A 25,238-nucleotide genomic window follows, 5' to 3' on the forward strand; every position below is an offset into this window, starting at 1 on the left:
TAGGTGTCCCAGCTGTCCCGGCTGTTCCAACCTAATTGATCAGCGGTGAAGAAGACCGTCGAAACTGCTCCGGCCAGGCACCCTTCGGTGCCCGGCCGGACTTCGACATTCAGATTTCGCCCCGCAGTTTCGCGAGCGCCTCGGCGAGGATCGCCTCACCGTCCGCGTCGCTGCGGCGCTCGCGCACGTACGCCAGATGCGTCTTGTAGGGCTCGGTGCGCGGCGGGTCCGGCGGGTTGTCCCGGTCCTGCCCGGCGGGGAAGCCGCAGCGCGGACAGTCCCAGGTTTCCGGGACCTGCGCGTCGCTGGCGAAGCTCGGCTGCGTCTCGTGTCCGTTGGAGCACCAGAAGGAGATGCGCAGACGCGGCGCGGACTCGCCGCGCTCGGCCTCGCCCATCGGCCCCGCCCCGACCCGGCTTCCCCGGATCGCGTTGCCACTTGCCACGGTCGTAACTCCCTGCGTGATGGTGCCGCAAAGCGAGTCGGCGTTTCGCTTCGCTGCGAGCGCCTCAGTCTACGTAAGGCCCAACGCGCGTCCAGTGATTGGAGTTACAACCCCCCGCACCCAGACGCAAGCCCCATGATAGGCCGCGCTCCGAGGCGCGTACCGAACATGGGGCCTTACGTACACACGTGCGTGCCGGCGGGTCGGCGCTGATCAGTTGTTCGCCTTCATCAGCAGACCGAGCGCGAGGATGCACGCGAACCACAGCAGACCGACCACCACGGTGATCCGGTCGAGGTTGCGCTCGGCGACCGAGGAGCCGCCGACGGACGACTGCATGCCGCCACCGAACATGTCGGAGAGGCCGCCGCCCTTCCCCTTGTGCATCAGCACCAGCAGCATCAGCAGCAGGCTGAAGACGATCAGGGCGATCGAGAACCCCATAACCACGGCTGGACCAACTTCCTCGGATTCTGATGGACGACGGGGCCCAGCGAAACCGCTGGACCCCGCCAGGGTACGACGTATCGCCGTTACCGCATACTCACTGCTCGGACTACTGGTCGCGGAAGCGCACGATCTTGACGAACTCGTCGGCGTCCAGCGAGGCCCCGCCGACCAGGGCGCCGTCGATGTCGGCCTGCGCCATGATCTCGGCGACGTTGCCCGCCTTCACGGAGCCGCCGTACTGGATGCGGACCTTGTCGGCGAGTTCCTGGGAGTACAGCTCGGCGAGCTTGCCGCGGATGGCCGCGCAGACCTCCTGCGCGTCGTCGGCGCCGCAGACCTTGCCGGTGCCGATGGCCCACACGGGCTCGTAGGCGATCACGATCGTCTCGGCCTGCTCGGCCGGGAGGTCCTTGAGACCGCCCTCGACCTGGGCGAGGGTGTGGGCGACGTGGTTGCCCTCGTCGCGGACCTCCAGTTCCTCGCCGACGCACAGGATCGGGGTCAGGCCGTGCTTGTAGGCCGCCTTGACCTTGGCGTTCACCAGCTCGTCCGTCTCGCCGTGGTACTGGCGGCGCTCGGAGTGGCCGATCGCGACGAACGTGCACTTCAGCTTGGCGAGCATCGGACCGGAGATCTCCCCGGTGTAGGCGCCGCCGTCGTGCGCGGAGATGTCCTGGGCGCCGTACTTGATCCTGAGCTTGTCGCCGTCGACCAGGGTCTGCACGGAGCGCAGGTCGGTGAAGGGCGGCAGTACGGCGACCTCGACGGCCTCGTAGTCCTTGTCGGCCAGGGCGAAGGCGAGCTTCTGGACGTGGGCGATGGCCTCGAGGTGGTTGAGGTTCATCTTCCAGTTGCCCGCCATCAGCGGCGTGCGAGTGGTCATGCGGGGTCAGTCCTCCAGTGCGGCGAGACCGGGGAGCGTCTTGCCCTCGAGGTATTCGAGGGAGGCGCCGCCGCCGGTCGAGATGTGGCCGAATGCCTTTTCGTCGAAGCCGAGCGTACGCACGGCCGCGGCGGAGTCTCCGCCGCCGACCACGGTGAAGCCCGGGGCGTCGACGAGGGCCTGGGCGACCGCCTTGGTGCCCTCGGCGTAGTCGGGGTGCTCGAAGACGCCCATGGGGCCGTTCCAGAAGACGGTGGCGGCGTCGGCGAGCTTCGAGGCGTACAGCTTGCGGGTCTCGGGACCGATGTCCAGTCCCTCCTGGTCGGCCGGGATGGCGTCCGCGGCGACGGTGGTGGGGTTGGCCGGAGCCTTCGTCTTCAGGTCCGGGAACTCGCTCGACACCAGCACGTCGACGGGGAGGACCAGCTCGACGCCGCTCTTCTCGGCGCGCTCCATGTACTCGGTGACGGCCGGGATCTGGTCCTCCTGGAGGAGGGAGATGCCGACCTCGTAGCCCTTGGCCTTGAGGAAGGTGTAGGCCATGCCGCCGCCGATGAGGAGCCGGTCGGCCTTGCCGAGCAGCTGGTCGATGACGGCGAGCTTGTCGGAGACCTTGGCGCCGCCGAGGGCGACGACGTAGGGCCGCTGGACGTCCTCAGTGAGCTTCTTCAGGACGCCGACCTCGGTGGCGATGAGGTAGCCGGCGTAGTGCGGCAGGCGCTTGGGGAGGTCGAAGACCGAGGCGTGCTTGCGGTGCACGGCGCCGAAGCCGTCGCCGACGTAGACGTCGGCGAGGCCCGCCAGCCTGTCGGCGAAGGCGGCGCGCTCGGTGTCGTCCTTGGAGGTCTCACCGGCGTTGAAGCGCAGGTTCTCGATGACCGCGACCTGGCCGTCGGTGAGGCCGGCGACCGTGGACGTGGCGGACTCGCCGACCGTGTCCTCGGCGAACGCGACCTCGGTGCCGAGGAGTTCACCGAGGCGGGCGGCGGCCGGGGCGAGGGAGAAGGCCGGGTCCGGTGCGCCCTTGGGGCGGCCGAGGTGCGAGGCGACGATCACGCGCGCGCCCGCGTCGGACAGGGCCTTGACGGTGGGCACCACGGCGCGGATGCGGCCGTCGTCGGTGATGGTGGTGCCGTCCAGCGGCACGTTCAGGTCGGCACGGACGAAGACACGCTTACCCGCGACGCCTTCGGAGAGGAGTTCGTCGATCGTCTTCATGCAGGGGCTCCAGGGGGCTGTTGATCGCTCGTGATCCTACGAGGGCTGGTGGTGCTGGACGTGAGTCAGGGCTCGGACAGCGTGACCGTACGCTGTCCGAGCCCTGTCACCACATCGGGGTTTCTGCTCCGGTCGGGTCGATCAGAGCTGGTTGCCGACGAAGACCGTCAGGTCGACGAGGCGGTTGGAGTAGCCCCACTCGTTGTCGTACCAACCGATGACCTTCACGTTCTTGCCCTCCTGGACCATGGTCAGGGAGGAGTCGAAGGTGCAGGACGCCGGGGAGTTGACGATGTCCGAGGAGACGATCGGGTCCTCGGTGTACTCGACGATGCCCTTGAGCTCGCCCTCGGCAGCCTTCTGGAAGGCGGCGTTGATCTCTTCCTTGGTGACCTCGCGGCCGAGCTCCAGGACGAGGTCGGTGACCGAGCCGGTGGGGACCGGGACGCGCATGGCGATGCCGTCCAGCTTGCCCTTCAGCTGCGGCAGGACCAGGGCGGTGGCCTTGGCGGCACCCGTGGTGGTCGGGATGATGTTCTCCGCGGCGGCGCGGGCGCGGCGCAGGTCCTTGTGCGGGAAGTCGAGGATGCGCTGGTCGTTGGTGTACGCGTGCACCGTCGTCATCAGGCCCCTGACGATGCCGAAGTTCTCGTCGAGGACCTTCGCCATCGGCGCCACACAGTTGGTGGTGCAGGAGGCGTTGGAGATGACGTTGTGCTTCGCCGGGTCGTAGGTGTCCTGGTTGACGCCCATGACGATGGTGACGTCTTCGTCCTTCGCCGGGGCGGAGATGATGACCTTCTTCGCGCCGCCGGCGAGGTGCTTCTCGGCGTCCGCCTTCTTGGTGAAGATGCCGGTCGACTCGATCACGATGTCGACGCCCAGTTCGCCCCACGGGATGTCGGCGGGGTTGCGCTCGGACAGGACCTTGATGGTCTTGCCGTCGACGGTGATGGTGTCCTCGGTGTGCGAGACCTCCTGCTTGAGGCGGCCGAGGATGGTGTCGTACTTCAGCAGATGCGCGGTGGTCGCGGTGTCACCCAGGTCGTTGACAGCCACGATCTCGATGTCTGCACCCTGCTCCAGCAGCGCGCGGAAGTAGTTACGACCGATGCGGCCAAAGCCGTTGATGCCTACGCGGATCGTCACGAACCGATCTCCTCGTTGGTACGCCGGCCCGATGTGCCGGCGAGCTGTATTTGGGATGTCCCCGACCACCCCCGACCCTACCTCCCCGAGGCGGCGGGGGTGACATCGAGACGCCCCATACCCGGCACGGCGGTCCGTACCCGCCAGTAGGGGTACGGACCGCCCGGGCCACGGGGACCGATCACCCGATATCGCTACAACGTGTCAGCCCGTTTTGACCGGGAAGGTCACTTGTACAGGGCCTTCAACGCCTGCCCCAGCAGAGCCGTCCGGTCGGCCGGCGCGGTGAGGTGTTCCAGTCCGAAACCGAGCAGCACGGTGTCGTCCGTGGTGACGGCTCCGTATGTCTGGAAGAGGGTTCCGGTGCGCGTCCAGTCCTTGAGCACGGCCGGGCTGCCCGGGGGCGGACCGGACGCCCGCCAGGCGCCCAGCGACGTCTCGAATCCCTCGGTCCCGGTCGCCGTGCCGCCGACGACGAGCGACGCCTCGTCGGCGAGCACTCCGCGTCCGCCGCTGCCGGGGTCGGTGACGTAGGCGATCGACACCTCCACGGACTTCCCGGCGTAGGCGCTCAGGTCGAACTCGACCTGCCGCCAGCCGCCTGAGGCACCGGTGAGGCTGTTCCACTTCCCGGTGCTGCCGGTCGCGGTGCAGCCGTCGTCGGACAGGGTCAGGTAGTGCTCGAGCCAGGGGTGCTCGCCCACGTAGAACCCGGCCGCGCACTCCGCGGGAACGGCGGTGCCGCTCGCGCCGCCCGCCTCGGGGAGCGTGGTCCAGTCGTCCGCCCCCGTGGTGTGGGCCTCGACCACCGCGTGGTCGTAACCGCGCTCGGTGTCCCACAGCAGCCGCGTGCGCAGCGTCGGCCGGTCAGCGGCGCTGACGCCGGTGAGGTCGACGGTGCGGGTGAGCCGCTTGTAGGCGTCGTCGGTGTGGACGGCGGCGGCCATGTACGAGCCCGCGTACGGCCCGTACGGATTGACCGTCCCGGCGAACCGGCCCGCGCCCGCGCTCGCGAACCGGGGGTAGGTGGCGACGGGCAGTTCGTCCGAGGTCACGCTGTAGGTACCGGCCTCGTCCAGCGGGTTGCCGGGTGCGTCGCCGAGCGCGCCGGTGACGGAGCCGAGGCGGCCGGAACCGGTGAAGGCGCTGGCGCCCGGGGTCGACGTGCGCGTGTAGGCGCCCAGGTAGTACTGGCTGAAGTCGTCGGACGGGTTGCCGCCGCCGAGGTCGACGCTGCCGCCGGCCCGCTCGCCGGCCTCGATCAACTTCCCGCCCTCGTTGAGGTAGGCGCGCAGCCGGAGCTGGGTGGCGTTGCCGGGGGTGGCGGCCCCGGTGTAGTGGACGACGGCGTCGAAGTGACCGAGGACGCCGAGCGCGTCGGGCGCGCCCTGCGTGGCGACGTCCCAGACGACCGCCCGCTCGCCGTTCGCCTTCAGCGCGTCCACGTACGTCTGCGCCCGGGTGGCCTCGGCGCCCTCCTCGGCGACCACCAGGACGTCCGCGCGCGGCCGTTCGGCGACGGTGTACGTGAAGTGCTCGCTCTCGGTCCGTCTGCCGTCCTTCGTCCTGCCGGAGAACCAGACCTCGACCTCGTCGCCCGGACCGGCGTCCTCGACCTTCGCCCGGTACTCGTCGAAGTGGAGGTTGTCGTCGCCGCCGTACGTCTCACCGCCCCGCCAGGGCCTGAGCTCCGTGTCGTGCGTACGGCCGCCGTCGACGCGGTACTTCAGCTCCTTGTCGCGCACGGACTTGCGTACGACGACGGAGACCTCCTGGTCGGCGCCGCGCGCGTACGACGTGTCGAACGCCGCCGGGGTGAAGTCGGCGGCCTCCAGCCCGACCGCGGAGGACGGCTGGTCGGGGTGGGACGCGGACTCGGCGACGGAGAGCGCGAAGGGGACGTTCTTGGCGAACTCCTGCTGGATCAGCTTCTCGTCGTCCGGGAACGTGAAGATCGACCGGCAGTCGGAGGCGTTCCAGGTGTCGCCCGGGTCCACGTCGGACGCGGTCTGACAGGTCGACATCTCGGGCGTGAACATGGCCATGCCGTTGACGTTGGCCGCGTGGCCGTCCGCCTCGCCGTTGGTCGTGTAGAGCTCCGAGGAGACCTGCGGGTGGTACCCGGGGATCGCCGAGTTGTCCGGCGTACCGGCGAGCGCCTTGTAGAGGACGTCGTCCGGTGTGTCCGTGGCCACCTGCCAGCCGACGCCGTAGAGGAGGAGTTCGGCGGCGGAGTGGTAGTTGATGCCGTACTGGAAGCCGATGCGCTTCTGGAAGGCGTCCAGCGCCTTGGTCTCGGGTTCGGAGTTGGGGCCCGCGCCGCGGTAGGTCTGGCTGGTGGGGTTGGGGGACGAGCCCTCGTCGTCGTAGCCCCACTTGTAGGCGAAGTTGCGGTTGAGGTCGACGCCGTCGCCGGTGCTGATGGTGCCGTCTCCGTTGACGTCGCGCAGGTTCTTGCGCCACAGCCGGTTGTCGGAGTTCTCGAACGTGTAGTCGTAACCGTCGGGGTTGGCCGACAGGACGAACCACAGCTCGGTGGAGTCGACGATCTTCTTGACCCGCCGGTCCTTCTCGTAGTTGTCCAGGTAGTGGTGGAGCAATCGCCTCGTCATCTCCGGCGTGATCCACTCGCGCGCGTGCTGGTTGGACATGTAGAGGACGGCCGGCTTGGCACCGTCCTTGGACTTCTTCGCGTTCTTGGTGAGCTTCAGCGCCAGGATGTCCTGGCCCCGGACCGTCTTGCCGATGGAGACGACCTTGGTGAGGCCGGGGTTCTCCTGCGCGGTCCGGACGATCTCCTCCTTGAGGCCGCCGCTGCCGCTGTACGGGCGGAACACGCCCTCGGCGGCGGTCTCGACGCGCCTCTCGGCCCGGTCGGAGAGGGTGTGCTCGGCGAGGTCGACGCCCCGCTTCTCCAGCTTCCCGGCCTGCTGGTCGGTGAGGTAGACCTCGACGGTGGCCGTGCCCCGGTCGGGCACCTGCTCGCCGAGTTCGTGGCCGTCCTGGCCTGCGGCCAGCAGCAGGGGCACCTGCTCCTGGGTGACCTCGGCCCGGAACACCTTCACTTCCTCCGCGTCCGCGGTCGCGGGGCCTGCGGGTTGTGCCTGGGCTGCGGGTACGAAGCCCGCGCCGCCGATCAGGAGCGTGCCGACAGCGAGGATCGATCTCGCTCTGTGTCTCATGAACCCCCCAAGAGGTGGTTCGCCACGGCAGCGAACAGATTGCCAGGCTCATGACACTCCATGATCGAGTCAAGAGCGCGACAACGACACGCAAAGGCCGGTGCCGATCACCCAAGTGGACGTCGGCACCGGCGGGTTGGCCACGTCCGGTCAGCCGGCGAGGTTGTCGGCCAGCTCCTCGCTGAGGTTGGCCTCCGTACCCGGGATCCCGAGGTCCGAGGCGCGCTTGTCGGCCATGGCCAGCAGACGGCGGATACGGCCGGCGACGGCGTCCTTGGTCAGCGGCGGGTCGGCGAGCGCGCCCAGCTCCTCCAGGGACGCCTGCTTGTGCTCCATGCGCAGCCGGCCGGCGGCGGCGAGGTGCTCGGGGACGTCGTCGCCGAGGATCTCCAGCGCCCGCTGCACCCGGGCACCGGCGGCGACGGCCGCGCGGGCCGAGCGGCGCAGGTTGGCGTCGTCGAAGTTGGCGAGGCGGTTGGCGGTGGCGCGCACCTCGCGGCGCATCCGCCGCTCCTCCCAGGCCAGCACGGACTCGTGGGCGCCGAGCCGGGTGAGCAGGGCGCCGATCGCGTCGCCGTCGCGGACGACGACCCGGTCCACGCCGCGCACCTCGCGGGCCTTGGCGGCGATCGACAGCCGGCGGGCGGCGCCGACCAGGGCGAGCGCGGCCTCCGGGCCGGGGCAGGTCACCTCCAGGGAGGAGGAGCGGCCTGGCTCGGTGAGCGAGCCGTGCGCCAGGAAGGCCCCGCGCCAGGCGGCCTCGGCGTCGCAGGTGGCCCCCGAGACCACCTGCGGCGGCAGCCCGCGGATCGGCCGGCCCCGGCCGTCCACCAGACCGGTCTGGCGGGCCAGCTGGTCACCGCCCGCGACCACCCGTACGACGTAGCGGGAGCCGCGGCGCAGGCCGCCCGGCGCCATCACGATCAGCTCGGAACTGTGGCCGAAGATCTCCAGGATGTCCCGCTTGAGGCGGCGGGCCGCCATCGCGGTGTCCAGCTCCGCCTCGATCACGATGCGCCCGCTCACCAGGTGAAGGCCGCCGGCGAACCGCAGGACGGCGGAGACCTCCGCCTTTCTGCAGCAGGTCCGGGTGACGGGGAGCCGGGAGATCTCGTCCTTCACCGCTGCCGTCATCGCCATGGGCCGATCCTTCCATGCATCCGAAAAATACGGTCGTACGCGGCGGCCAGCAGCTCCGGGTCGTGCCTCGGGGTCCCGTCGGTCCGCGCCACCGGAGCCAGCTCGACCGCGGCGCCGAACCGCTTCGCGGCGTCGGTGAGCGAGTCACGGTCGGGCACGGCGGCCTCGTCGGCCAGCACCACGTCCAGGGCGAGTTTAGGGGCGTGTCGTCCCAAAACCTCCAAATGACGCTGCGGGGAGAAGCCCTCGGTTTCTCCGGGTTGCGGGGCGAGGTTGAGGGAGAGCACCCGGCGGGCCTTCGTCTCCATGAGCGCGTCCAGCAGATCGGGCACGAGCAGGTGCGGGATGACGGAGGAGAACCAGGAGCCGGGGCCGAGCACCACCCAGTCCGCGTCCAGGACCGCCTCGACCGCCTCGGGGACGGCGGGCGGGTCGTTCGGCACGAGGTGCACGGACTGCACCTCGCCCGGCGTCAGGGCGACGGTCGCCTGGCCCCGTACCGTGTCCACGTCCTCCGGCCGGTCCGGATCGTGGCCCTTGACCAGCGCCTGCAGCTCCAGCGGGACGGCGGACATGGGCAGCACGCGCCCGTGCGCGCCGAGCAGCTTGCCGACCAGGTCCAGGGCCTGGACGTGGTCGCCGAGCTGCTCCCACAGGGCGACGATCAGCAGATTGCCGACCGCGTGTTCGTGCAGGTCACCCTTGGACTGGAAACGGTGCTGGATGACGCGGGCCCAGGTCTGGCCCCAGTCGTCGTCGCCGCACAGCGCGGCCAGCGCCTTTCGCAGGTCGCCGGGCGGCAGGACGCCCAGCTCGTCGCGCAGCCGCCCGCTGGAGCCGCCGTCGTCGGCCACGGTGACGACGGCGGTGAGGTCGCCGGTGATCCGGCGCAGTGCAGCGAGCGATGCGGACAGGCCCATGCCGCCGCCCAGGGCGACGACCTTGGGCTGGGTGCCCCGGCGGCGCGGCTTGCCGCCGCGCGCCTGTTCGGACCGGCCCGCGCGGGTGTCGGCGGCTCTGCCGCCCCGCCCCTCGGGCACCACCCGGCGCAGCCTGCTCAGCCGCGGAGTACGTCGTGTCATTCCCGTCCCATGTCCCGGTGGACGACCACCGTCTCCACACCCTCGGCGGCGAGCCGGGCGGCGAGCTTCTCCGACATGGCGACGGAGCGATGCTTGCCGCCGGTGCAGCCGACGGCGATGGTCACGTAGCGCTTGCCCTCACGACGGTAGCCCGCGGCAATCAACTGGAGCAGCTCGGCGTAGCGGTCGAGGAACTCCTTCGCGCCGGGCTGGTTGAAGACGTACGCCGCCACCTCCTCGTTCAGGCCGGTGAACGGGCGCAGCTCCGGGACCCAGTGGGGGTTGGGCAGGAAGCGCATGTCCACGACCAGGTCGGCGTCGACGGGGAGGCCGTACTTGAAGCCGAAGGACATGACGGTGGCCCGCAGCTCCGGCTCCTCCTCCCCGGCGAACTGGGCGTCCATCTTGGCGCGCAGCTCGTGCACGTTGAGACTGGAGGTGTCGATCACCAGGTCGGCGTCGCCGCGCAGCTCGCGCAGCAGCTCGCGCTCGGCGGCGATGCCGTCGACGATGCGGCCGTCGCCCTGCAGGGGGTGCGGGCGGCGCACGGACTCGAAGCGGCGGACCAGTGCCTCGTCGGAGGACTCCAGGAAGACGATCCGCCGGGTGACGCCGCGGGCGTCGAGGTCGGCGAGGGATTCGCGCAGATTGTCGAAGAAGCGCCGGCCGCGGACGTCGACCACCACCGCGATCCGGGCCACGTTGCCCTGCGAGCGGGCGCCGAGCTCCACCATCGTGGGGATCAGCGCGGGCGGGAGGTTGTCGACGACGAACCAGCCCAGGTCCTCCAGACACTTCGCGGCCGTCGAGCGGCCGGCCCCGGACATGCCGGAGATGATCACCAGCTCGGGGATCGCCGTGTCGGGCACCCCGGCTGCTTCCTTGGCCGTGCTCACCTGTGCTCCGTCGTCGTGGTTCGGGCCGGTGTCCGCGGTCTGCGGGCGCGCGTCCTGGCCGGTCGTGCTCTCTGTCTGATCTCGTTCCGCTGCACGCTGTGCGTCGTGGTCGGTCATCTCTCCTGCCCCCGTCGTTCTTCCGGGGAGCCCGCAGACACGGGCTCCCCCGGTGCGTCCGCCGTCGTCTCGGGCGCCCCGTCCTCGTCTTCCATGATCTCTCCGGTCGCCGTGTTCACGGCGGGTGCGACCGGGACCGCCTGGGCGAGGGCCGCGGCGATGGTCACGGCCGTCTTGCGACCTATGCCGGGTACCTCGCAGATCTGGTCGACAGTCGCCGACCGCAGCTTCTTCACCGAACCGAAGTGCTTGATGAGCGCCTGCTTGCGGGTCTCCCCCAGGCCGGGCACATCGTCCAGGGGGCTGGACCGGAAGCGCTTGGCCCGCTTGGTGCGCTGGTAGGTGATCGCGAAGCGGTGGGCCTCGTCGCGGACGCGCTGCAGCAGGTACAGGCCCTCGCTGGTGCGGGGCAGGACCACCGGGTCGTCCTCGCCGGGCAGCCACACCTCCTCGAGCCGCTTGGCGAGGCCGCACACCGCTATGTCGTCGATGCCGAGCTCGTCCAGGGCCCGCTGGGCCGCGGCGACCTGCGGCTGCCCGCCGTCGACGACGACGAGCTGCGGCGGATAGGCGAAGCGCTTGGGGCGGCCGTCGTCGTCCTTGAGGTTCTGCGCAGTCGTGGGCTCCTGGCCGGTCGCGGGCTCCTGGCCGGTCGTGGGCTCCTGGCCGTCGGTGAGCGGCCGGCCGTCCTTGAAATCCTCGCCCTCGGCCCACTCGCCGGTCCTCTCCTTCTCGGCGAGATAGCGGCGGAAGCGGCGGGTGATCACCTCGTGCATGGAACGGACGTCGTCCTGACCCCGGAAACCCTTGATCTGGAAGCGGCGGTATTCGCTCTTACGGGCCAGTCCGTCCTCGAAGACGACCATGGAGGCCACGACGTCGTCGCCCTGGAGGTGCGAGATGTCGTAGCACTCGATCCTGAGCGGGGCGCTGTCCAGTTCCAGGGCGTCGGCGATCTCCTCCAGCGCGCGCGAGCGCGTGGTCAGGTCGGAGGCGCGCTTGGTCTTGTGCAGGACGAGCGCCTGCTGGGCGTTGCGCTGCACGGTCTCCATGAGGGCCCGCTTGTCACCGCGCTGCGGGATGCGCAGGGAGACACCCGAGCCGCGGCGCTCGGTCAGCCACTGCTGGACGGGGTCGACCGGGTCGGGCAGGGCGGGGACGAGGACCTCCTTGGGAACGGCGTCGCCGGTCTCCTCGCCGTACAGCTGCTGCAGGGCGTGCTCGACGAGGGCGCCGGTGGTGACCTCCTCCACCTTGTCGGTGACCCAGCCACGCTGGCCGCGCACGCGTCCGCCGCGCACGTGGAAGATCTGGACGGCCGCCTCCAGCTCGTCCTCGGCCACGGCGATCAGGTCGGCGTCGGTCGCGTCGGCGAGCACGACCGCGTTCTTCTCCATGGCCTTCTTCAGGGCCTCGATGTCGTCGCGCAGCCGGGCCGCCCGCTCGTACTCCATCTCCTCGGCCGCCTCGGTCATCCGCTTCTCCAGGCGGCGCAGATAGGTGCCCGTGCGGCCGGCCATGAAGTCGCAGAACTCCTCCGCGAGCTCCCGGTGCTCCTCGGCGGAGACCCGCTCCACACAGGGCGCGGAGCACTTGCCGATGTAGCCGAGCAGACACGGGCGGCCCGTGCGGGCGGCGTTCTTGAAGACGCCGGCCGAGCAGGTGCGCACCGGGAACACGCGCAGCAGCAGGTCGACGGTGTCGCGGATCGCCCACGCGTGCGCGTACGGACCGAAGTAGCGCACGCCCTTCTTCTTGTGGCCGCGCATCACCTGTACGCGCGGGAACTCCTCGTTCATCGTCACCGCGAGGTACGGGTAGCTCTTGTCGTCGCGGTACTTGACGTTGAACCGGGGGTCGTACTCCTTGATCCAGGAGTACTCCAGCTGCAGCGCCTCGACCTCCGTGGACACCACCGTCCACTCCACCGACGCGGCCGTGGTGACCATCGTGCGGGTGCGGGGGTGCAGATTGGCCAGGTCCTGGAAGTAGTTCGCCAGGCGCTGGCGCAGGCTCTTCGCCTTTCCGACGTAGATCACCCGGCGGTGCTCGTCACGGAACCTGTACACCCCCGGGGAGTCCGGGATCTCACCCGGCCTGGGGCGGTAGCTGGAGGGGTCGGCCATGACTCACACCCTACTGGCGCGGACCGACACTCCGGCGAGGCTGTGGACGACCGGCCGGAAGCCTGTGGACGACCGCACGGCGGACTCCACGAACACTCCCGGTGCCCCTCCCGGAGGCCCTCCGGTGCGTTCTCGGCCAGGACTGCGTCACTGTCGGGCGCCAGGTGTTGTCGGGACTTGGTCAACACGCTTCAATGCGGGGGAACTCGGGGCCCTGAACCGCGGCGTACGGATGTGAAGACGCCCCTGCGCCGCGCCCGGGGGGCGGCCCCGACGGATCCGCGTCGAACGGTCTGACCAGCCGTTGTGAACTTTCACAGAAAGGCCCCTGCATGCCGCACGCCACACAGCACGCGGACGTCGCCACCGCGGAACTCGACTCGGCCCTGCGCGGTGGCCCCTTCCACGTCGCCCTGCGCGCTGCGATCGCCGCCCGCGGACTGCCGTTGCAGCGCGTGCAGCACCATCTGTCGCGCCACGGGGTGAAGGTGGGCATCACCAGCCTCAGCTACTGGCAACAGGGCGCCCGGCGCCCCCAGCGCCCGGAGTCGCTGCGGGCCGTACGGGCCCTGGAGGAGATCCTCCAGCTCCCCGAGGAGTCGCTGATCCGGCTGCTCACCGAGGCCGACGACCATGCGTCCGCGCAGCGGCCCGCGGCCCGTTCCTACCGCGCCCACATGGAGGCCTCCGGCGTCCTGGACCGGCTGCTGGCCGAGCTGGGCCAGGCGTCGGACGGCGGGCTGGACACCCTCGGACTGCACGAGCGGGTCCGGATAGGAGCGCACCGCGAGCTGGCGGGACGCGAGTCGCAGCACATCGTCCGCGCCCACCGGGACGGCGTCGACCGGTTCGTCGCCGTCCACCACGGCGATCCGGGCTGCGCGCCCGCCCGGATGGCCGTGGAGGCGCTGGAGAACTGCCGCACGGGCCGCGTCCGCACCCACCACGACACCGGTGTACTCGTGGCCGAGCTGCTCTTCGACCGACGCCTCCGCGACGGCGACACGTACCTCTTCCGTTACGGCGTCCAGGACGGCACCGCCGGCACCTCGCGCGAGTACGTCCGGGGGTTCGGCTCGGCGGGCGGGCAGTACGCGCTCCAGGTGCGGTTCGAGACGGCGGCCCTGCCGGTGCGCTGCCGCCGGTTCACTCAGCACTCGGCGGCGGCGCCGCGCGGCGGCCGGCAGGAGCTGGCGGTCAGCGGGCTGCACCACTCGGTGCACCTCGTCGAGCCGCGCGTGCGGTCCGGGATCGTCGGGATCGAGTGGGAGTGGGAGTGAGCGGGCGCCCTTGACGGGGCGGCGACGGATCAGGGGCCGAGGTGGCGCGCCGGGGCGGCCCCCGGATGACGGGGCCGGCCTGCCGACGGGGACGCGGCACCTGGACAGGACCCCCGCACGGCCCGGCGGATCAGGCTCCCGGAACCAGAACTGCCCTGCCCGGCGGATCAAGTGCCGGGACACGGCGCTCACGGACCGGAGTGGAACAGGGGCCAGGACACGGCGTGCGGAGTGGGGCAGGGCTCCGGAACCGGGCGCGCACGCCCCGGAGTGGCACAGGCCCCGGAAGCCGGCGCACGCGGCCCGGAGTGGAGCAGGCGCCAGGACTCGGCGCACACGCCCCGAGCCGGTCAGACGCCGGGGCTCGCGATGATCCGGCCCTGCTTCACCTCGACCGGCAGTTCGATGAGCGGCACGCTCGCCGGGGCGTGCAGCACCTCGCCGGTGCGGGCGTCGAACTCGCTGCCGTGGCAGGGGCAGATCAGCTTCGTCCCCTCCAGCTTGTTGATGGGGCACCGCGCGTGCGTGCAGACCGTGCTGAACGCCTTCAGGGAGCCGTCCTCCGCACGGCTGACCACGACGTTCTGATCCCGGTAGAGCTTGGTGCCGCCCTTGGCGACCTCACCGTCCGCGCCGAGGTCGACGGGCGCGGTCGGCCTGGCGGGCGCCGCCCCGTCGTCGCCTGGTGAACAGGCGGCCATACCGAGGCCGGCGACGGGCGTGAGGGCCGCCGAGCGAAGGACGGTACGACGGCTCGGGACGGAACGGCCGGGCATGGGGTCTCCACTGGTCAGGGGGTGTGCAGGGCGACGATATCCGGCGGCCGCGACCGCCCGGGTGGGTGGGTCGCCAGGACGTAAACGCTTGCGCAAGCGTTTACGCGCGCCTCCGAATGGGATACGGTCCCGGCCGGACGACCCTCCGCGGTCGGGGGCACGAGTGAGGGAGGGAACCCGTTGGCGACGATGGCCGACGTCGCACGGAGCGCCGGTGTCTCGGTGGCGACCGTCTCGCACGTGCTCAACGGGACCCGGCCGGTGCTGCCCCACACCCGCCAGGCGGTACTGGACGCCGTCGAGGAGCTCGGTTACACGCCGAACGGCCTCGCCCGCTCCCTGGTGACCTCCCGCACCCGCTCCATCGGGCTCGCGGTGTCGGCGATCAGCAACCCCTACTTCACGGAGATCCTCCAGGGCGTGGAGGCCAGCGCCGTGGAGCACGGTTACGGCCTGCTCATCGCCGACCCGCACGACGATCCCGCGCACGAGCGCAAGGTCGTCCAGCTGCTGCACGAGCGTCGCGTGGACGGCATGATCGTCGCGCCTTCGGCCGACCCGCGGGCACTCGTCGCCTACCTGCCACGCCACCGCGTACCGACGGTGTTCCTGGACCGGGTCGTCGACACCGTGGCGGACGGCGGCCCGCGCTTCGACCAGGTCTGCGCCGAGAGCGCCGAGCCGACCACCGCGCTGGTCACGCATCTCGCCGGGCTCGGCCACCGACGGATCGGCCTGGTCGCGGGCAGGCCCGGGCTCAGTACGACGCGCGAGCGGATGACCGGGTACCGGAACGGCCTCGCCGCCGCGGGGCTGCCGTACGACGGACGGCTCCTGGTGCACGGCGACTCCGAGGCGGCCGGCGGCGCACGGGCCACGGCGGCGTTGATGTCCCTCGCGGAGCCGCCCACCGCCCTGGTCACGGCCAACAACGCGATGACCATCGGCACGCTGCGCACCCTGCGGGACCGCGGCCTGTCCGTGCCCGATGACATCGCGCTGTGCTGCTTCGACGACTTCGCCTGGGCCGACCTGTTCTCGCCCCGCCTGACCGCCGTCGCGCAGCCCAGCAAGGAACTGGGCGGCCAGGCGGTCCGGCTGCTGCTGGAGCGGCTCGCCTCGCCGGACCGGCCGTCCCGGACCGTGCGGCTGCCCTGCGCCTTCGCCCACCGCACCTCGTGCGGCTGCCCCGAAACGTCCGAACTGCCCGCTCACGAAGGGACCCTCCCGTGATCGTCGTCGCCGGTGAGGCACTGATCGACCTGGTACCGCAGGGCACGGGGGCCCTCGCCGCGCTGCGGCCGGCGCTGGGCGGCGGCCCGTACAACACGGCCGTGGCCCTGGGCCGGCTCGGCTCCCCCGCCGCCTTCTGCTCCCGGGTCTCGTCCGACGCCTTCGGCGAAGCCCTGCTGGACCGGCTGCGCGAGACCGGCGTGGACGTCTCGCCGGTGCAGCGCGGCGCCGAGCCGACGACGCTCGCCGTGGCCACCGTCGGCGCGGACGGCTCGGCCGCGTACTCCTTCTACGTGGAGGGGACGGCGGACCGGCTCTTCGCGCCGCCCGCCGCACTGCCGTCCGGCACCAGGGCGGTCTCCTTCGGCACCTGCTCGCTGGTGCTGGAGCCGGGGGCGAGCGCGTACGAGGAGCTGATGCGAGAGACGTCCGCGCGGGGCGTGTTCACGGCGCTGGACCCGAACATCCGGGCCGGGCTGATCCCGGACCCTGACGCCTACCGGGCCCGGTTCAAGAGCTGGCTGCCGTCGGTGTCGCTGCTGAAGCTGTCCGCGGAGGACGCCGAGTGGCTCGGCGGCACGCCCCGGGAGTGGCTGTCGGCCGGTCCGGCGGCGGTCGTGGTGACCCGGGGCGGCGAGGGGCTGACCGCCTTCACCCGCGACGGCGGCGAATACTCCGTGCCGGGCGAGCGGGTGGACGTGGTCGACACGATCGGCGCGGGCGACACCGTGAACGCGGCCCTGCTGCACGGCCTCGCCGTGCGGGGCGCCCTCAGCGAGCCGGCGCTGGCCGCGCTGGGCCCGGAGGGCTGGACCGGGCTGCTGCGCTTCGCGGCCCGCGCGGCGGCGGTCACCTGCTCGCGGGCCGGCGCGGAACCGCCGTACGCCCACGAGGTCGCCGTCTGACGGCGGACGGGGTCAGCCCGCCCGTCGTACCGCCCTCAGGGCACCGGGGCGGCGGCCGTCGAGCCGGTCCAGGGCCGCGGCCGTGGCGTCGTCGGCGGGCAGGTGGACGACGATCCGCTGGCCGTCCTCGGGGAGCGCCAGCGTCTCGTGCAGCAGTCGCAGCGGTCCGGCCTCCGGGTGCTCGATGAGCCGGCTGCCAACGCGTCGCGGTGCCGTGGCGAGGTCGGCGAACCGGTCGGCGAACTCCGCGCCCGCCGTCACGGTCAGCTCGTCGGCCAGTTCGGCGACGTACGGGTCCCGCAGCGGGACGTCGTGCCGGAGCTGGGCGACCAGGTCGTCGGCCACGCGGTCCCAGTCGGGGTAGGCGTCGCGGGCCCGTTCGTCGGTGAACAGGTACCGCAGCAGGTTGGGCTGCTCGGCGTCGAGCAGCCCGAGGGGACCGGTCAGACGCGCGTAGCCGTCGGTGTGGGCGATGACGTCGCCGATCCAGTTCAGCACCACGGCGGGGGTCGGCTCCAGGCGGTCCAGCACGGCCCGCACGCTGGGGCGCGCCGCCCGGCTGAGCGGTGGTGCCGCGGCGCAGACCAGCGGGTCGCCGCCGTCGGCCTCCTTGGTCAGCCGGCGCAGCAGCACGCGGTCGCTCAGGGACAGGTTAAGCGCGTCGGCGAGGCCGCCGAGCACCTGGGCCGACGGGTTGCGGTCGCGTCCCTGTTCCAGCCTGGTGAGGTACTCGACGCTGACTCCGGCCAGCGTGGCCAGTTCGGCACGGCGCAGACCGGGAGTGCGGCGGCGGGGGCCGGCGGGCAGTCCCACCTCGGCCGGGGTGACGGACTCGCGCCAGGTGCGCAGGAACGTGCCCAACTCGTTGTCGCTCACCGTTCGAACCTACCAACGCACGGGCGTGAGGAGGGTGTCCCTGTCACTACCACGCTCGGCCCGGTCTCCCTCGCGGGGCGCGCGGGCCGCAGGCTGGCGGTCATGACCAATGACATCGCCACCGCCGCCACTCCGCTCCCGCTCGCCCAGGGCCACTGGGAGCTCGATCCGCTGCACTCCGCCGTGAACTTCACCATCCGCCACCTGGGCATCGCCAAGGTGCGGGGGCGTTTCAACGGGGTGGAGGCCGGCCTGTACGTAGGCGAGACGCTCGGGGACGTCCGGGTGTCCGCGACCGTCGACATTGCCTCGATCGACACCGGCAACGCCGACCGGGACGCTCACGTGCGCGCCTCGGACCTGCTCGACGTCGAGAAGCGACCGACGATGACCTTCCGCTCCACCCGGGTGTCGGGCGAGGGCGAGGACTGGACCATGGAGGGCGAGCTGACGATCGGGGACGTGACCCGGCCGGTGACGCTGGCCGTGGAGTTCGGCGGGCTGGTGGAGGTGCCCGTGTACGGCGGCCGGCACGCCGGTTTCGAGGCGACGGGCGAGATCCGGCGCAGCGAGTTCGGTCTCGACTTCGCTCCGGGACTGCTCGGCGAGGTGGTGAAGATCCACCTCGACATGCAGTTCGTGGAACCGGCGGGCGCCTGAGCGCGAGGTGCGCGGGCGCGCCGTGCCCCACGGATCGTGGGACACGGCGCGTCGGTGTGCTCTACGGCGCCCGGCAGGCCGGGTCAGGCCTTGCTCGCCCGCGTCGTCTTCTTCGCGGCGGGCTTGGCGGCCTTGGTCGCCTTCGTGGCGGCCTTCTTCACGGCCGTGCTGTTGACCGACTTGGTGGCGGTCTTCTTGGCGGCGGTCCTGGCCGCCACCGTCTTCGCCGCCGTCCTGCGGGGAGCCTGCACCGGCACCGCGTCGCTGATCCGGTCGGCGCCGAGGATCTCCCTCAGGAACTTTCCGGTGTGACTGGCCGGAACGCCGGCGACCTCCTCCGGGGTGCCCTCGGCGACGACCAGGCCACCGCCGGCGCCGCCCTCGGGACCCATGTCGACGACCCAGTCGGCGGTCTTGATCACGTCGAGGTTGTGCTCGATGACGATGACCGTGTTGCCCTTGTCGACCAGGCCGGACAGGACCTTCAGCAGCTTGCTGATGTCCTCGAAGTGCAGGCCGGTGGTCGGCTCGTCCAGGACGTAGACCGTGCGCCCGGTGGAGCGGCGCTGAAGCTCGCTGGCGAGCTTCACGCGCTGGGCCTCACCACCGGAGAGCGTGGTCGCGGACTGACCGAGCCGGACGTAGCCGAGACCGACGTCCTTGAGCGTCTTCATGTGCCGGGAGATCGCCGGCACCGCCTCGAAGAAGTCCGTGGCCTCCTCGATCGGCATGTTCAGGACGTCGGCGATGGACTTGCCCTTGTAGTGGACCTCCAGGGTCTCCCGGTTGTACCGGGCGCCGTGGCAGACCTCGCACGGGACGTAGACGTCCGGGAGGAAGTTCATCTCGATCTTGATCGTTCCGTCGCCCGCGCAGTTCTCGCAGCGGCCGCCCTTGACGTTGAAGGAGAACCGGCCGGGCAGGTAGCCGCGGACCTTCGCCTCGGTCGTCTCGGCGAACAGCTTGCGGATGTGGTCGAAGACGCCGGTGTACGTCGCCGGGTTCGACCGCGGGGTGCGGCCGATGGGCGACTGGTCGACGTGGACGACCTTGTCGACGAGGTCGTCGCCGTCCACGCGCGTGTGCCGTCCCGGGACGTTCCGCGCGCCGTTCAGCTCGCGGGCCAGGTGCGTGTACAGGATGTCGTTGACCAGCGTCGACTTGCCGGAGCCGGACACGCCGGTGACGGCCGTGAACACGCCCAGCGGGAAGGACACGTCGATGTCCTTCAGGTTGTTCTCGCGCGCGCCGTGCACGGTGAGCTGCCGGGACGGGTCGCGCGGACGCCGGATGTCGGGCAACGGGATGGCCTTCTTGCCGGCCAGGTACAGCCCGGTCTGCGACTCGGCGTTGCCGAGCAGTTCCTTGAGGGAACCGCTGTGCACCACCTTGCCGCCGTGCTCGCCGGCGCCGGGGCCGATGTCGACGATCCAGTCGGCGACCTTGATGGTGTCCTCGTCGTGCTCGACGACGATGAGCGTGTTGCCCATGTCACGGAGCCGGACCAGGGTCTCGATCAGCCGGTGGTTGTCTCGCTGGTGCAGGCCGATGGACGGCTCGTCGAGGACGTACAGCACGCCGACGAGTCCGGAGCCGATCTGCGTCGCCAGGCGGATCCGCTGGGCCTCGCCGCCGGAGAGCGTGCCGGCCGCGCGGTTCAGCGAGAGGTAGTCCAGGCCGACGTCGACCAGGAACCGCAGCCGCTCGTTGACCTCCTTCAGCACGCGCTCGGCGATCTTCTTGTCGCGGGCGTTGAGCTTCAGCTCGCCCAGGAAGTCCGCGCAGTCGCTGATGGACATCGCGGAGACCTCGGCGATCGACTTCTCCATGATCGTGACCGCGAGGACGATCGGCTTCAGGCGCGTGCCCTCGCAGGAGGGGCAGGGCACCTCGCGCATGTAGCCCTCGAAGCGCTCGCGGCTGGCGTCGCTCTCGGCCTCGCTGTGCCGGCGCTTGACGAAGGGGACGGCACCCTCGAAGGCCGTGGTGTAGCGGCGCTCGCGCCCGTACCGGTTGCGGTAGCGGACCTCGACCTGGGTCTTGTGTCCGTTGAGCAGGGCCTTCTTGGCGCGCTGCGGCAGGCCGGCGAAGGGGATGTCGGTCCGGAATCCCAGCGCGTCCGCGAGGGCGCCGATGAGGCGGCCGAAGTAGTCCTTGGTGTGGCCGTGCGACCAGGGGTGGATGGCGCCCTCGTCCAGGGACTTGTCCGGGTCCGGGACGATCAGCTCCGGGTCGACCTCCATGCGCGTGCCGATGCCGGTGCAGTCGGGGCAGGCGCCGAAGGGCGAGTTGAAGGAGAAGGAGCGCGGTTCCAGCTCCTCGAAGGACAGGTCGTCGTACGGGCAGTACAGGTGCTCCGAGTACATGCGCTCGCGCTCGGGGTCGTCCTCGGGGAGGTCGACGAAGTCGAGCACGACCATGCCGCCGGACAGGCCGAGCGCGGTCTCCACGGAGTCGGTGAGCCGGCGCTTGGCGGACTCCTTCACCGTGAGGCGGTCGACGACCACCTCGATGGTGTGCTTCTCCTGCTTCTTCAGCGTGGGCGGGGTGGAGAGCTGGATGGTCTCGCCGTCCACGCGCGCGCGGGAGTAGCCCTTGGCCTGGAGGTCGGCGAAGAGATCGACGAACTCGCCCTTGCGCTCGCGCACCAGCGGCGACAGCACCTGGAAGCGGCTGCCCTCCGGCAGCTCCAGGACCCTGTCGACGATGGCCTGCGGCGACTGGCGCGAGATCGGACGCCCGCACTCGGGGCAGTGCGGCTTGCCGATGCGCGCGAAGAGCAGACGCAGGTAGTCGTAGACCTCGGTGATGGTGCCGACCGTGGAGCGCGGGTTGCGCGACGTCGACTTCTGGTCGATGGACACCGCCGGGGACAGGCCCTCGATGAAGTCGACATCCGGCTTGTCCATCTGGCCGAGGAACTGCCGGGCGTACGAGGAGAGCGACTCCACGTAGCGCCGCTGGCCCTCGGCGAAGATCGTGTCGAAGGCCAGGGAGGACTTGCCCGACCCGGACAGGCCCGTGAAGACGATGAGCGCGTCACGAGGCAGGTCGAGCGAGACGTTCTTCAGGTTGTGCTCGCGCGCGCCACGGACGATGAGACGGTCGGCCACGCCGGTCCGCACCTTTCTTGAGAGAAGTGACAGGGGCGGGGCCCCCGTCTTTCTCAGACTAGGGGGAGCCACTGACAACGCCGGTCGGATTCACCGGTTGTCAACAAACCCCGGCTTTCCAGCATGCCCGACGCCGCCCCCGACCATATAGCACGTGCATTCGATTTACGGGTGCGGTCCGCCACCTTCACCCGAAGGTGTGGCGCGGTCTAGGGTCAGCACCATGATTGATCACGCGCATGACCTGGCGTCTGTACGTGACGCGACCGATCGACTGCTCACCGCGGTCGGCAAACTGGACAACGCGTCCGTGACGCAGCCGTCACGGCTTCCCGGTTGGACCCGCGGCCACGTCCTCGCCCACCTCGCCCGCAACGCGGACGCTCTCGTGAACGTCCTCGAGGGCCGCCCCATGTACGTCACCGGCGAGGCCCGTGACGCGGACATCGAGCGGGACGCCCCGCGCCCGCTCGACGTCCAGCTCGCCGACCTCCGCGACAGCGCCGCCCGCTTCCAGGAGACGGGGGCCGCGCCGGCGGACTGGTCCCGCACGGTGGAGCTGCGCAACGGGGTCACCGACTCGGCGTCCCGCGTGCCGTTCCGGCGGTGGATCGAGGTCGAACTGCACCACGTAGACCTCGGGATCGGCTACGAACTGGAGGATCTTCCGCCGGAGTTCACGGAGCGGGAGACCGGCTTCCTGGCGGAGCGGTTCACCGGGCACGCGGACGTGCCGCACACGCGCATCACGGACGGCACGCGCACGTGGAGCACGGGCCGCAAGGAGGACGGACCCGGGGTGGCCGTCAGCGGCTCACCGGCCGACCTGCTCGGCTGGCTCGCCGGACGCCGCGACGGATCCGCGCTCACCGTGCAGGGCGGCACGCTGCCGGAGCTGCCGCCGCTGTAGCCGGTGGACAGCGGTCTGCCGACCACTTTCCGGCGCTAGGCTGGCGGCCATGACGTACAGCGGAGAGGTGAGGGTCGGCGGACCCGCCGACGTGCACGAGCTCAAGGACCTGATGATCACCAAGGTCGCGGTCGGTCCGATGGACAACAACGCCTATCTGCTGCGCTGCCGGGCCACCGACGAGCAGCTGCTGATCGACGCCGCCAACGACGCCGAGTCCCTGCTCGGCACGATCGGTGACGACGGCATCGCGTCCGTCGTCACCACCCACCGGCACGGCGACCACTGGCAGGCGCTCGCCGAGGTCGTCGCGGCCACCGGCGCCCGCACCTACGCGGGACGGCACGACGCGGAGGGCATCCCCGTGCCCACCGACGTCCTGGTCGACGACGGCGACACCATCCGGGTCGGAAACGTGGAGCTCACCGCGCGCCACCTGGTGGGACACACGCCGGGCTCGATCGTCCTCGTCTACGACGACCCTCACGGCCACCCCCACGTGTTCACCGGGGACTGCCTCTTCCCGGGCGGCGTCGGCAACACCCGAAAGGACCCGAAGGCGTTCGCGAGCCTGATCCACGACGTCGAGACGAAGATCTTCGACGTCCTCCCGGACGAGACGTGGGTCTACCCGGGCCACGGCAACGACACCACACTGGGCGCGGAACGGCCGCATCTGCCGGAGTGGCACGCACGGGGCTGGTGACCCGGCGCCGACGGTCGTCACCGGGCGGCGCGCACGGTCCGCCGGCGCGCGAGCGGGCAGACGACACGCCCCGCCCTCGGCCGGCGGCCCCGGCGTGATCAGGTGTCGGCCCGTCCCGCACCCGCCAGTGCGGCGATCCGCTCCACGCCGAACACGTAACCCTGCACACCGCAGCCCGCGATGACGCCGTCGGCACGCTGCGAGACGTAGGAGTGGTGCCGGAACGGCTCACGCTGGTGGATGTTGGAGATGTGCACCTCCACCACCGGAAGCCCGTCACAGGTGTTGAGCGCATCCAGGATCGCGACGGAGGTGTGCGAGTAGGCGGCCGGATTGATCACGATCCCGCAGTGGTTCAGCCGTGCCTCGTGGATCCAGTCGACGAGTTCGCCCTCGTGGTTGGACTGACGGAAGTCGACCGTACCGCCGTGCGCCGCCGCCGCCTTCACGCACAGGGCCTCGACGTCGGCGAGGGTGTCGGAGCCGTAGATCTCCGGCTGGCGCTGGCCGAGCAGGTTCAGGTTGGGGCCGTTGAGGATCATGATCGGGGCGTTGGCGAGGGTGCGGGGCACGGTTCCTCCGGTCCGTTCGGGGTCGGGCGGTCCGCGGGGGACCGCTGCTCGGACCCGGTCTATCACGGTGCGGCGACCGCCCCTGCGGCCGCTCCCTCCCGCCATGACGGCGGTCCCGTACCCGCACGGCGCATCACTGTCACGTACTGATCCGCTCACCTCCGCGCGCCCCCGTAACACACGGTCACTGTGGGTAGTTGACACGGCGTGCACGATGTACGCGCTGTAAGGGCGCCCTCCATGCTGCGGCTCGCTGCCGCCTCGCTCGCCGGGACGGCGATCGAGTTCTACGACTTCTTCGTCTACGGCACGGCTGCGGCGCTGGTGCTGGGGCCGCTGTTCTTCCCGACGTTCTCCCCGGTGGCCGGAACGCTGGCCGCGTTCGGAACGTTCGGGGTGGGCTTCGTGGCCCGGCCGCTGGGGTCGGTCCTCTTCGGCCACATCGGGGACCGGCACGGACGCCGTCCGGTCCTCGTCGCCTCGCTGCTGCTGACCGGTGCCTCCACGGTCGCGGTCGGCTGTGTGCCGACGTACGACACCATCGGCGTGGCCGCTCCCCTGCTGCTCGTCGCCCTGAGGTTTCTGCAGGGGCTCGGGCTCGGCGGCGAGTGGGGCGGGGCCGTGCTGCTGACCGCGGAACACGCGCCCGCGGGTCGGCGCGGGCTCTGGTCGAGCTTCCCGCAGATCGGTCCCGCCGTCGGCTTCCTGCTCGCCAACGGTGTGGTGCTCGCCCTGTCGGCGTCGCTGTCCGAGGCACAGTTCGCCCAGTGGGGCTGGCGGGTGCCGTTCTGGATGGCGGGAGTGCTGGCGGTGGCGGGGCTGTGGCTGCGGTCGTCGCTCACGGAGAGTCCCCGCTTCCTGGAGATCGACGACCACGCGCGCGTGCCGCTGGGCGAGGTGGTGCGCGACCACTGGCGGCTGGTCCTGCTGACCGCCGGGGCGCTCGCCGTCGGATACGCGATCTTCTACGCGGTGTCGACGTGGTCCCTGGCGTACGGGACGGAGCGGCTCGGGGTGGACCGGGGCGTGATGCTGACCTGCATCATGGCCGCGGTGGTGGTGAAGGGCGCGCTCACACCGGTGGCGGCGGTGCTGGGCGACCGCTACGGCCGGCGGCCGCTGTGCCTGACCGGGTGCGCGGCGGCCGCCTTGTGGATGTTTCCGATGGTCGCGCTGCTGGCGACCGGCGAGCCCCTGCTGATGTTCCTCGGCTTCCTGGGCGCGATGGTCGCGTTCATCACCATGTTCGCGGTGATCGCCGCCTATCTGCCGGAGCTGTACGAGCCCCGGGTCCGCTGCACGGGCGCGGCCGTCGGCTACAACCTCGGCGGGGTCCTCGGGGGCGCACTGACGCCGATCGTGGCGACGGCTCTGGCCGACCAGGGCGGCCGGGTGCCGTGGGGTGTGGCCGCCTATCTGACGGCGGTCGCACTGCTCAGCCTCGGATGCTTCGCCCTGCTGCCGGAGACCCGTCCGGTGCCGGCCGTGGCGGCGGAGCCCGCCTCCGGATGACGGACGA

At 71.1% G+C, this 25,238-nt stretch carries 21 protein-coding genes; 7 read left to right on the plus strand and 14 right to left on the minus strand.

Translation table 11 applies throughout. The features are described from left to right. Nucleotides 1-109 precede the first annotated feature (109 nt). From IE260_RS10160 to uvrC, 10 genes are all read right to left on the minus strand, one after another. Nucleotides 110-445, minus strand: a complete 336-nt coding sequence (locus IE260_RS10160; RefSeq protein WP_003976875.1) for an RNA polymerase-binding protein RbpA — start codon at nucleotides 443-445, stop codon at nucleotides 110-112. A 213-nt stretch (nucleotides 446-658) separates the two neighbouring features. Further along, nucleotides 659-889, minus strand: a complete 231-nt coding sequence (gene secG, locus IE260_RS10165; protein ID WP_189870198.1) for a preprotein translocase subunit SecG — start codon at nucleotides 887-889, stop codon at nucleotides 659-661. A 112-nt stretch (nucleotides 890-1,001) separates the two neighbouring features. Then, complete coding sequence (gene tpiA, locus IE260_RS10170; protein WP_189870199.1) at nucleotides 1,002-1,778, minus strand: triose-phosphate isomerase; 777 nt, start codon at nucleotides 1,776-1,778, stop codon at nucleotides 1,002-1,004. 6 nt (nucleotides 1,779-1,784) lie between these two features. Beyond that, a complete protein-coding gene (locus IE260_RS10175; RefSeq protein WP_189870200.1) occupies nucleotides 1,785-2,996 on the minus strand; it encodes a phosphoglycerate kinase in 1,212 nt (403 codons plus the stop codon). 141 nt (nucleotides 2,997-3,137) lie between these two features. Next, nucleotides 3,138-4,145 carry a type I glyceraldehyde-3-phosphate dehydrogenase gene (gap, locus tag IE260_RS10180; protein WP_189870201.1) on the minus strand — a complete coding sequence of 336 codons (1,008 nt, stop codon included), beginning with the start codon at nucleotides 4,143-4,145 and terminating at the stop codon, nucleotides 3,138-3,140. A 227-nt stretch (nucleotides 4,146-4,372) separates the two neighbouring features. Beyond that, nucleotides 4,373-7,327, minus strand: a complete 2,955-nt coding sequence (locus IE260_RS10185; RefSeq protein WP_189870202.1) for a M14 family metallopeptidase — start codon at nucleotides 7,325-7,327, stop codon at nucleotides 4,373-4,375. 150 nt (nucleotides 7,328-7,477) lie between these two features. Then, the gene (whiA, locus tag IE260_RS10190) at nucleotides 7,478-8,467 is read right to left on the minus strand and encodes a DNA-binding protein WhiA (RefSeq protein ID WP_188180774.1); all 990 of its coding nucleotides are present in this window, start codon (nucleotides 8,465-8,467) and stop codon (nucleotides 7,478-7,480) included. Further along, nucleotides 8,458-9,549 (minus strand): gluconeogenesis factor YvcK family protein, encoded by a 1,092-nt coding sequence (locus IE260_RS10195; RefSeq protein ID WP_189870203.1) that lies wholly within the window; start codon nucleotides 9,547-9,549, stop codon nucleotides 8,458-8,460. Before IE260_RS10195 ends, whiA begins: the two co-directional genes overlap by 10 nt. Continuing rightward, the gene (gene rapZ / locus IE260_RS10200; RefSeq protein ID WP_189870204.1) at nucleotides 9,546-10,562 is read right to left on the minus strand and encodes an RNase adapter RapZ; all 1,017 of its coding nucleotides are present in this window, start codon (nucleotides 10,560-10,562) and stop codon (nucleotides 9,546-9,548) included. The genes IE260_RS10195 and rapZ overlap by 4 nt, the downstream gene beginning before the upstream one ends. Continuing rightward, entirely contained in the window at nucleotides 10,559-12,688 is a 2,130-nt protein-coding gene (gene uvrC / locus IE260_RS10205; RefSeq protein ID WP_189870205.1) for an excinuclease ABC subunit UvrC, read from the minus strand. Before uvrC ends, rapZ begins: the two co-directional genes overlap by 4 nt. A 332-nt stretch (nucleotides 12,689-13,020) precedes the next feature. Between uvrC and IE260_RS10210 the strand changes: the two genes are divergently transcribed. Beyond that, a complete protein-coding gene (locus IE260_RS10210; RefSeq protein WP_189870206.1) occupies nucleotides 13,021-13,968 on the plus strand; it encodes a hypothetical protein in 948 nt (315 codons plus the stop codon). Nucleotides 13,969-14,318: 350 nt separating this feature from the next. Here IE260_RS10210 and IE260_RS10215 read toward each other — a convergent pair whose 3' ends face one another. After that, a complete protein-coding gene (locus IE260_RS10215; RefSeq protein WP_189870207.1) occupies nucleotides 14,319-14,744 on the minus strand; it encodes a Rieske (2Fe-2S) protein in 426 nt (141 codons plus the stop codon). Between the two features lie 180 nt (nucleotides 14,745-14,924). Here IE260_RS10215 and IE260_RS10220 point away from each other — a divergent pair, with 180 nt between their 5' ends. Continuing rightward, complete coding sequence (locus tag IE260_RS10220; RefSeq protein ID WP_189870208.1) at nucleotides 14,925-15,977, plus strand: LacI family DNA-binding transcriptional regulator; 1,053 nt, start codon at nucleotides 14,925-14,927, stop codon at nucleotides 15,975-15,977. Further along, nucleotides 15,974-16,882, plus strand: a complete 909-nt coding sequence (locus IE260_RS10225; RefSeq protein WP_189870209.1) for a carbohydrate kinase family protein — start codon at nucleotides 15,974-15,976, stop codon at nucleotides 16,880-16,882. Before IE260_RS10220 ends, IE260_RS10225 begins: the two co-directional genes overlap by 4 nt. Nucleotides 16,883-16,894: 12 nt before the next feature. Here the strand turns inward: IE260_RS10225 and IE260_RS10230 are convergent, their stop codons facing one another. Beyond that, entirely contained in the window at nucleotides 16,895-17,758 is an 864-nt protein-coding gene (locus IE260_RS10230) for a helix-turn-helix domain-containing protein (RefSeq protein WP_189870210.1), read from the minus strand. A gap of 102 nt (nucleotides 17,759-17,860) precedes the next feature. Between IE260_RS10230 and IE260_RS10235 the strand changes: the two genes are divergently transcribed. After that, the gene (locus IE260_RS10235) at nucleotides 17,861-18,418 is read left to right on the plus strand and encodes a YceI family protein (RefSeq protein WP_189870211.1); all 558 of its coding nucleotides are present in this window, start codon (nucleotides 17,861-17,863) and stop codon (nucleotides 18,416-18,418) included. Nucleotides 18,419-18,501: 83 nt separating this feature from the next. Here IE260_RS10235 and uvrA read toward each other — a convergent pair whose 3' ends face one another. After that, nucleotides 18,502-21,531 carry an excinuclease ABC subunit UvrA gene (gene uvrA, locus IE260_RS10240; RefSeq protein WP_189870212.1) on the minus strand — a complete coding sequence of 1,010 codons (3,030 nt, stop codon included), beginning with the start codon at nucleotides 21,529-21,531 and terminating at the stop codon, nucleotides 18,502-18,504. A gap of 223 nt (nucleotides 21,532-21,754) precedes the next feature. On the opposite strand from uvrA, the gene IE260_RS10245 reads away from it, so the two are divergent. Together IE260_RS10245 and IE260_RS10250 are read left to right on the plus strand one after the other, a co-directional pair. Beyond that, nucleotides 21,755-22,441 (plus strand): maleylpyruvate isomerase family mycothiol-dependent enzyme, encoded by a 687-nt coding sequence (locus IE260_RS10245; protein WP_189870213.1) that lies wholly within the window; start codon nucleotides 21,755-21,757, stop codon nucleotides 22,439-22,441. A gap of 49 nt (nucleotides 22,442-22,490) precedes the next feature. Then, entirely contained in the window at nucleotides 22,491-23,147 is a 657-nt protein-coding gene (locus IE260_RS10250; protein ID WP_189870214.1) for an MBL fold metallo-hydrolase, read from the plus strand. A gap of 98 nt (nucleotides 23,148-23,245) precedes the next feature. Here IE260_RS10250 and aroQ read toward each other — a convergent pair whose 3' ends face one another. Continuing rightward, entirely contained in the window at nucleotides 23,246-23,719 is a 474-nt protein-coding gene (aroQ, locus tag IE260_RS10255; protein WP_189870215.1) for a type II 3-dehydroquinate dehydratase, read from the minus strand. 240 nt (nucleotides 23,720-23,959) lie between these two features. Between aroQ and IE260_RS10260 the strand changes: the two genes are divergently transcribed. Beyond that, nucleotides 23,960-25,231, plus strand: a complete 1,272-nt coding sequence (locus IE260_RS10260; protein ID WP_189870216.1) for an MFS transporter — start codon at nucleotides 23,960-23,962, stop codon at nucleotides 25,229-25,231. Nucleotides 25,232-25,238 lie beyond the last annotated feature (7 nt).

The sequence above is a fragment of the Streptomyces viridiviolaceus genome (assembly GCF_014650995.1).
Taxonomy (GTDB): domain Bacteria; phylum Actinomycetota; class Actinomycetes; order Streptomycetales; family Streptomycetaceae; genus Streptomyces; species Streptomyces viridiviolaceus.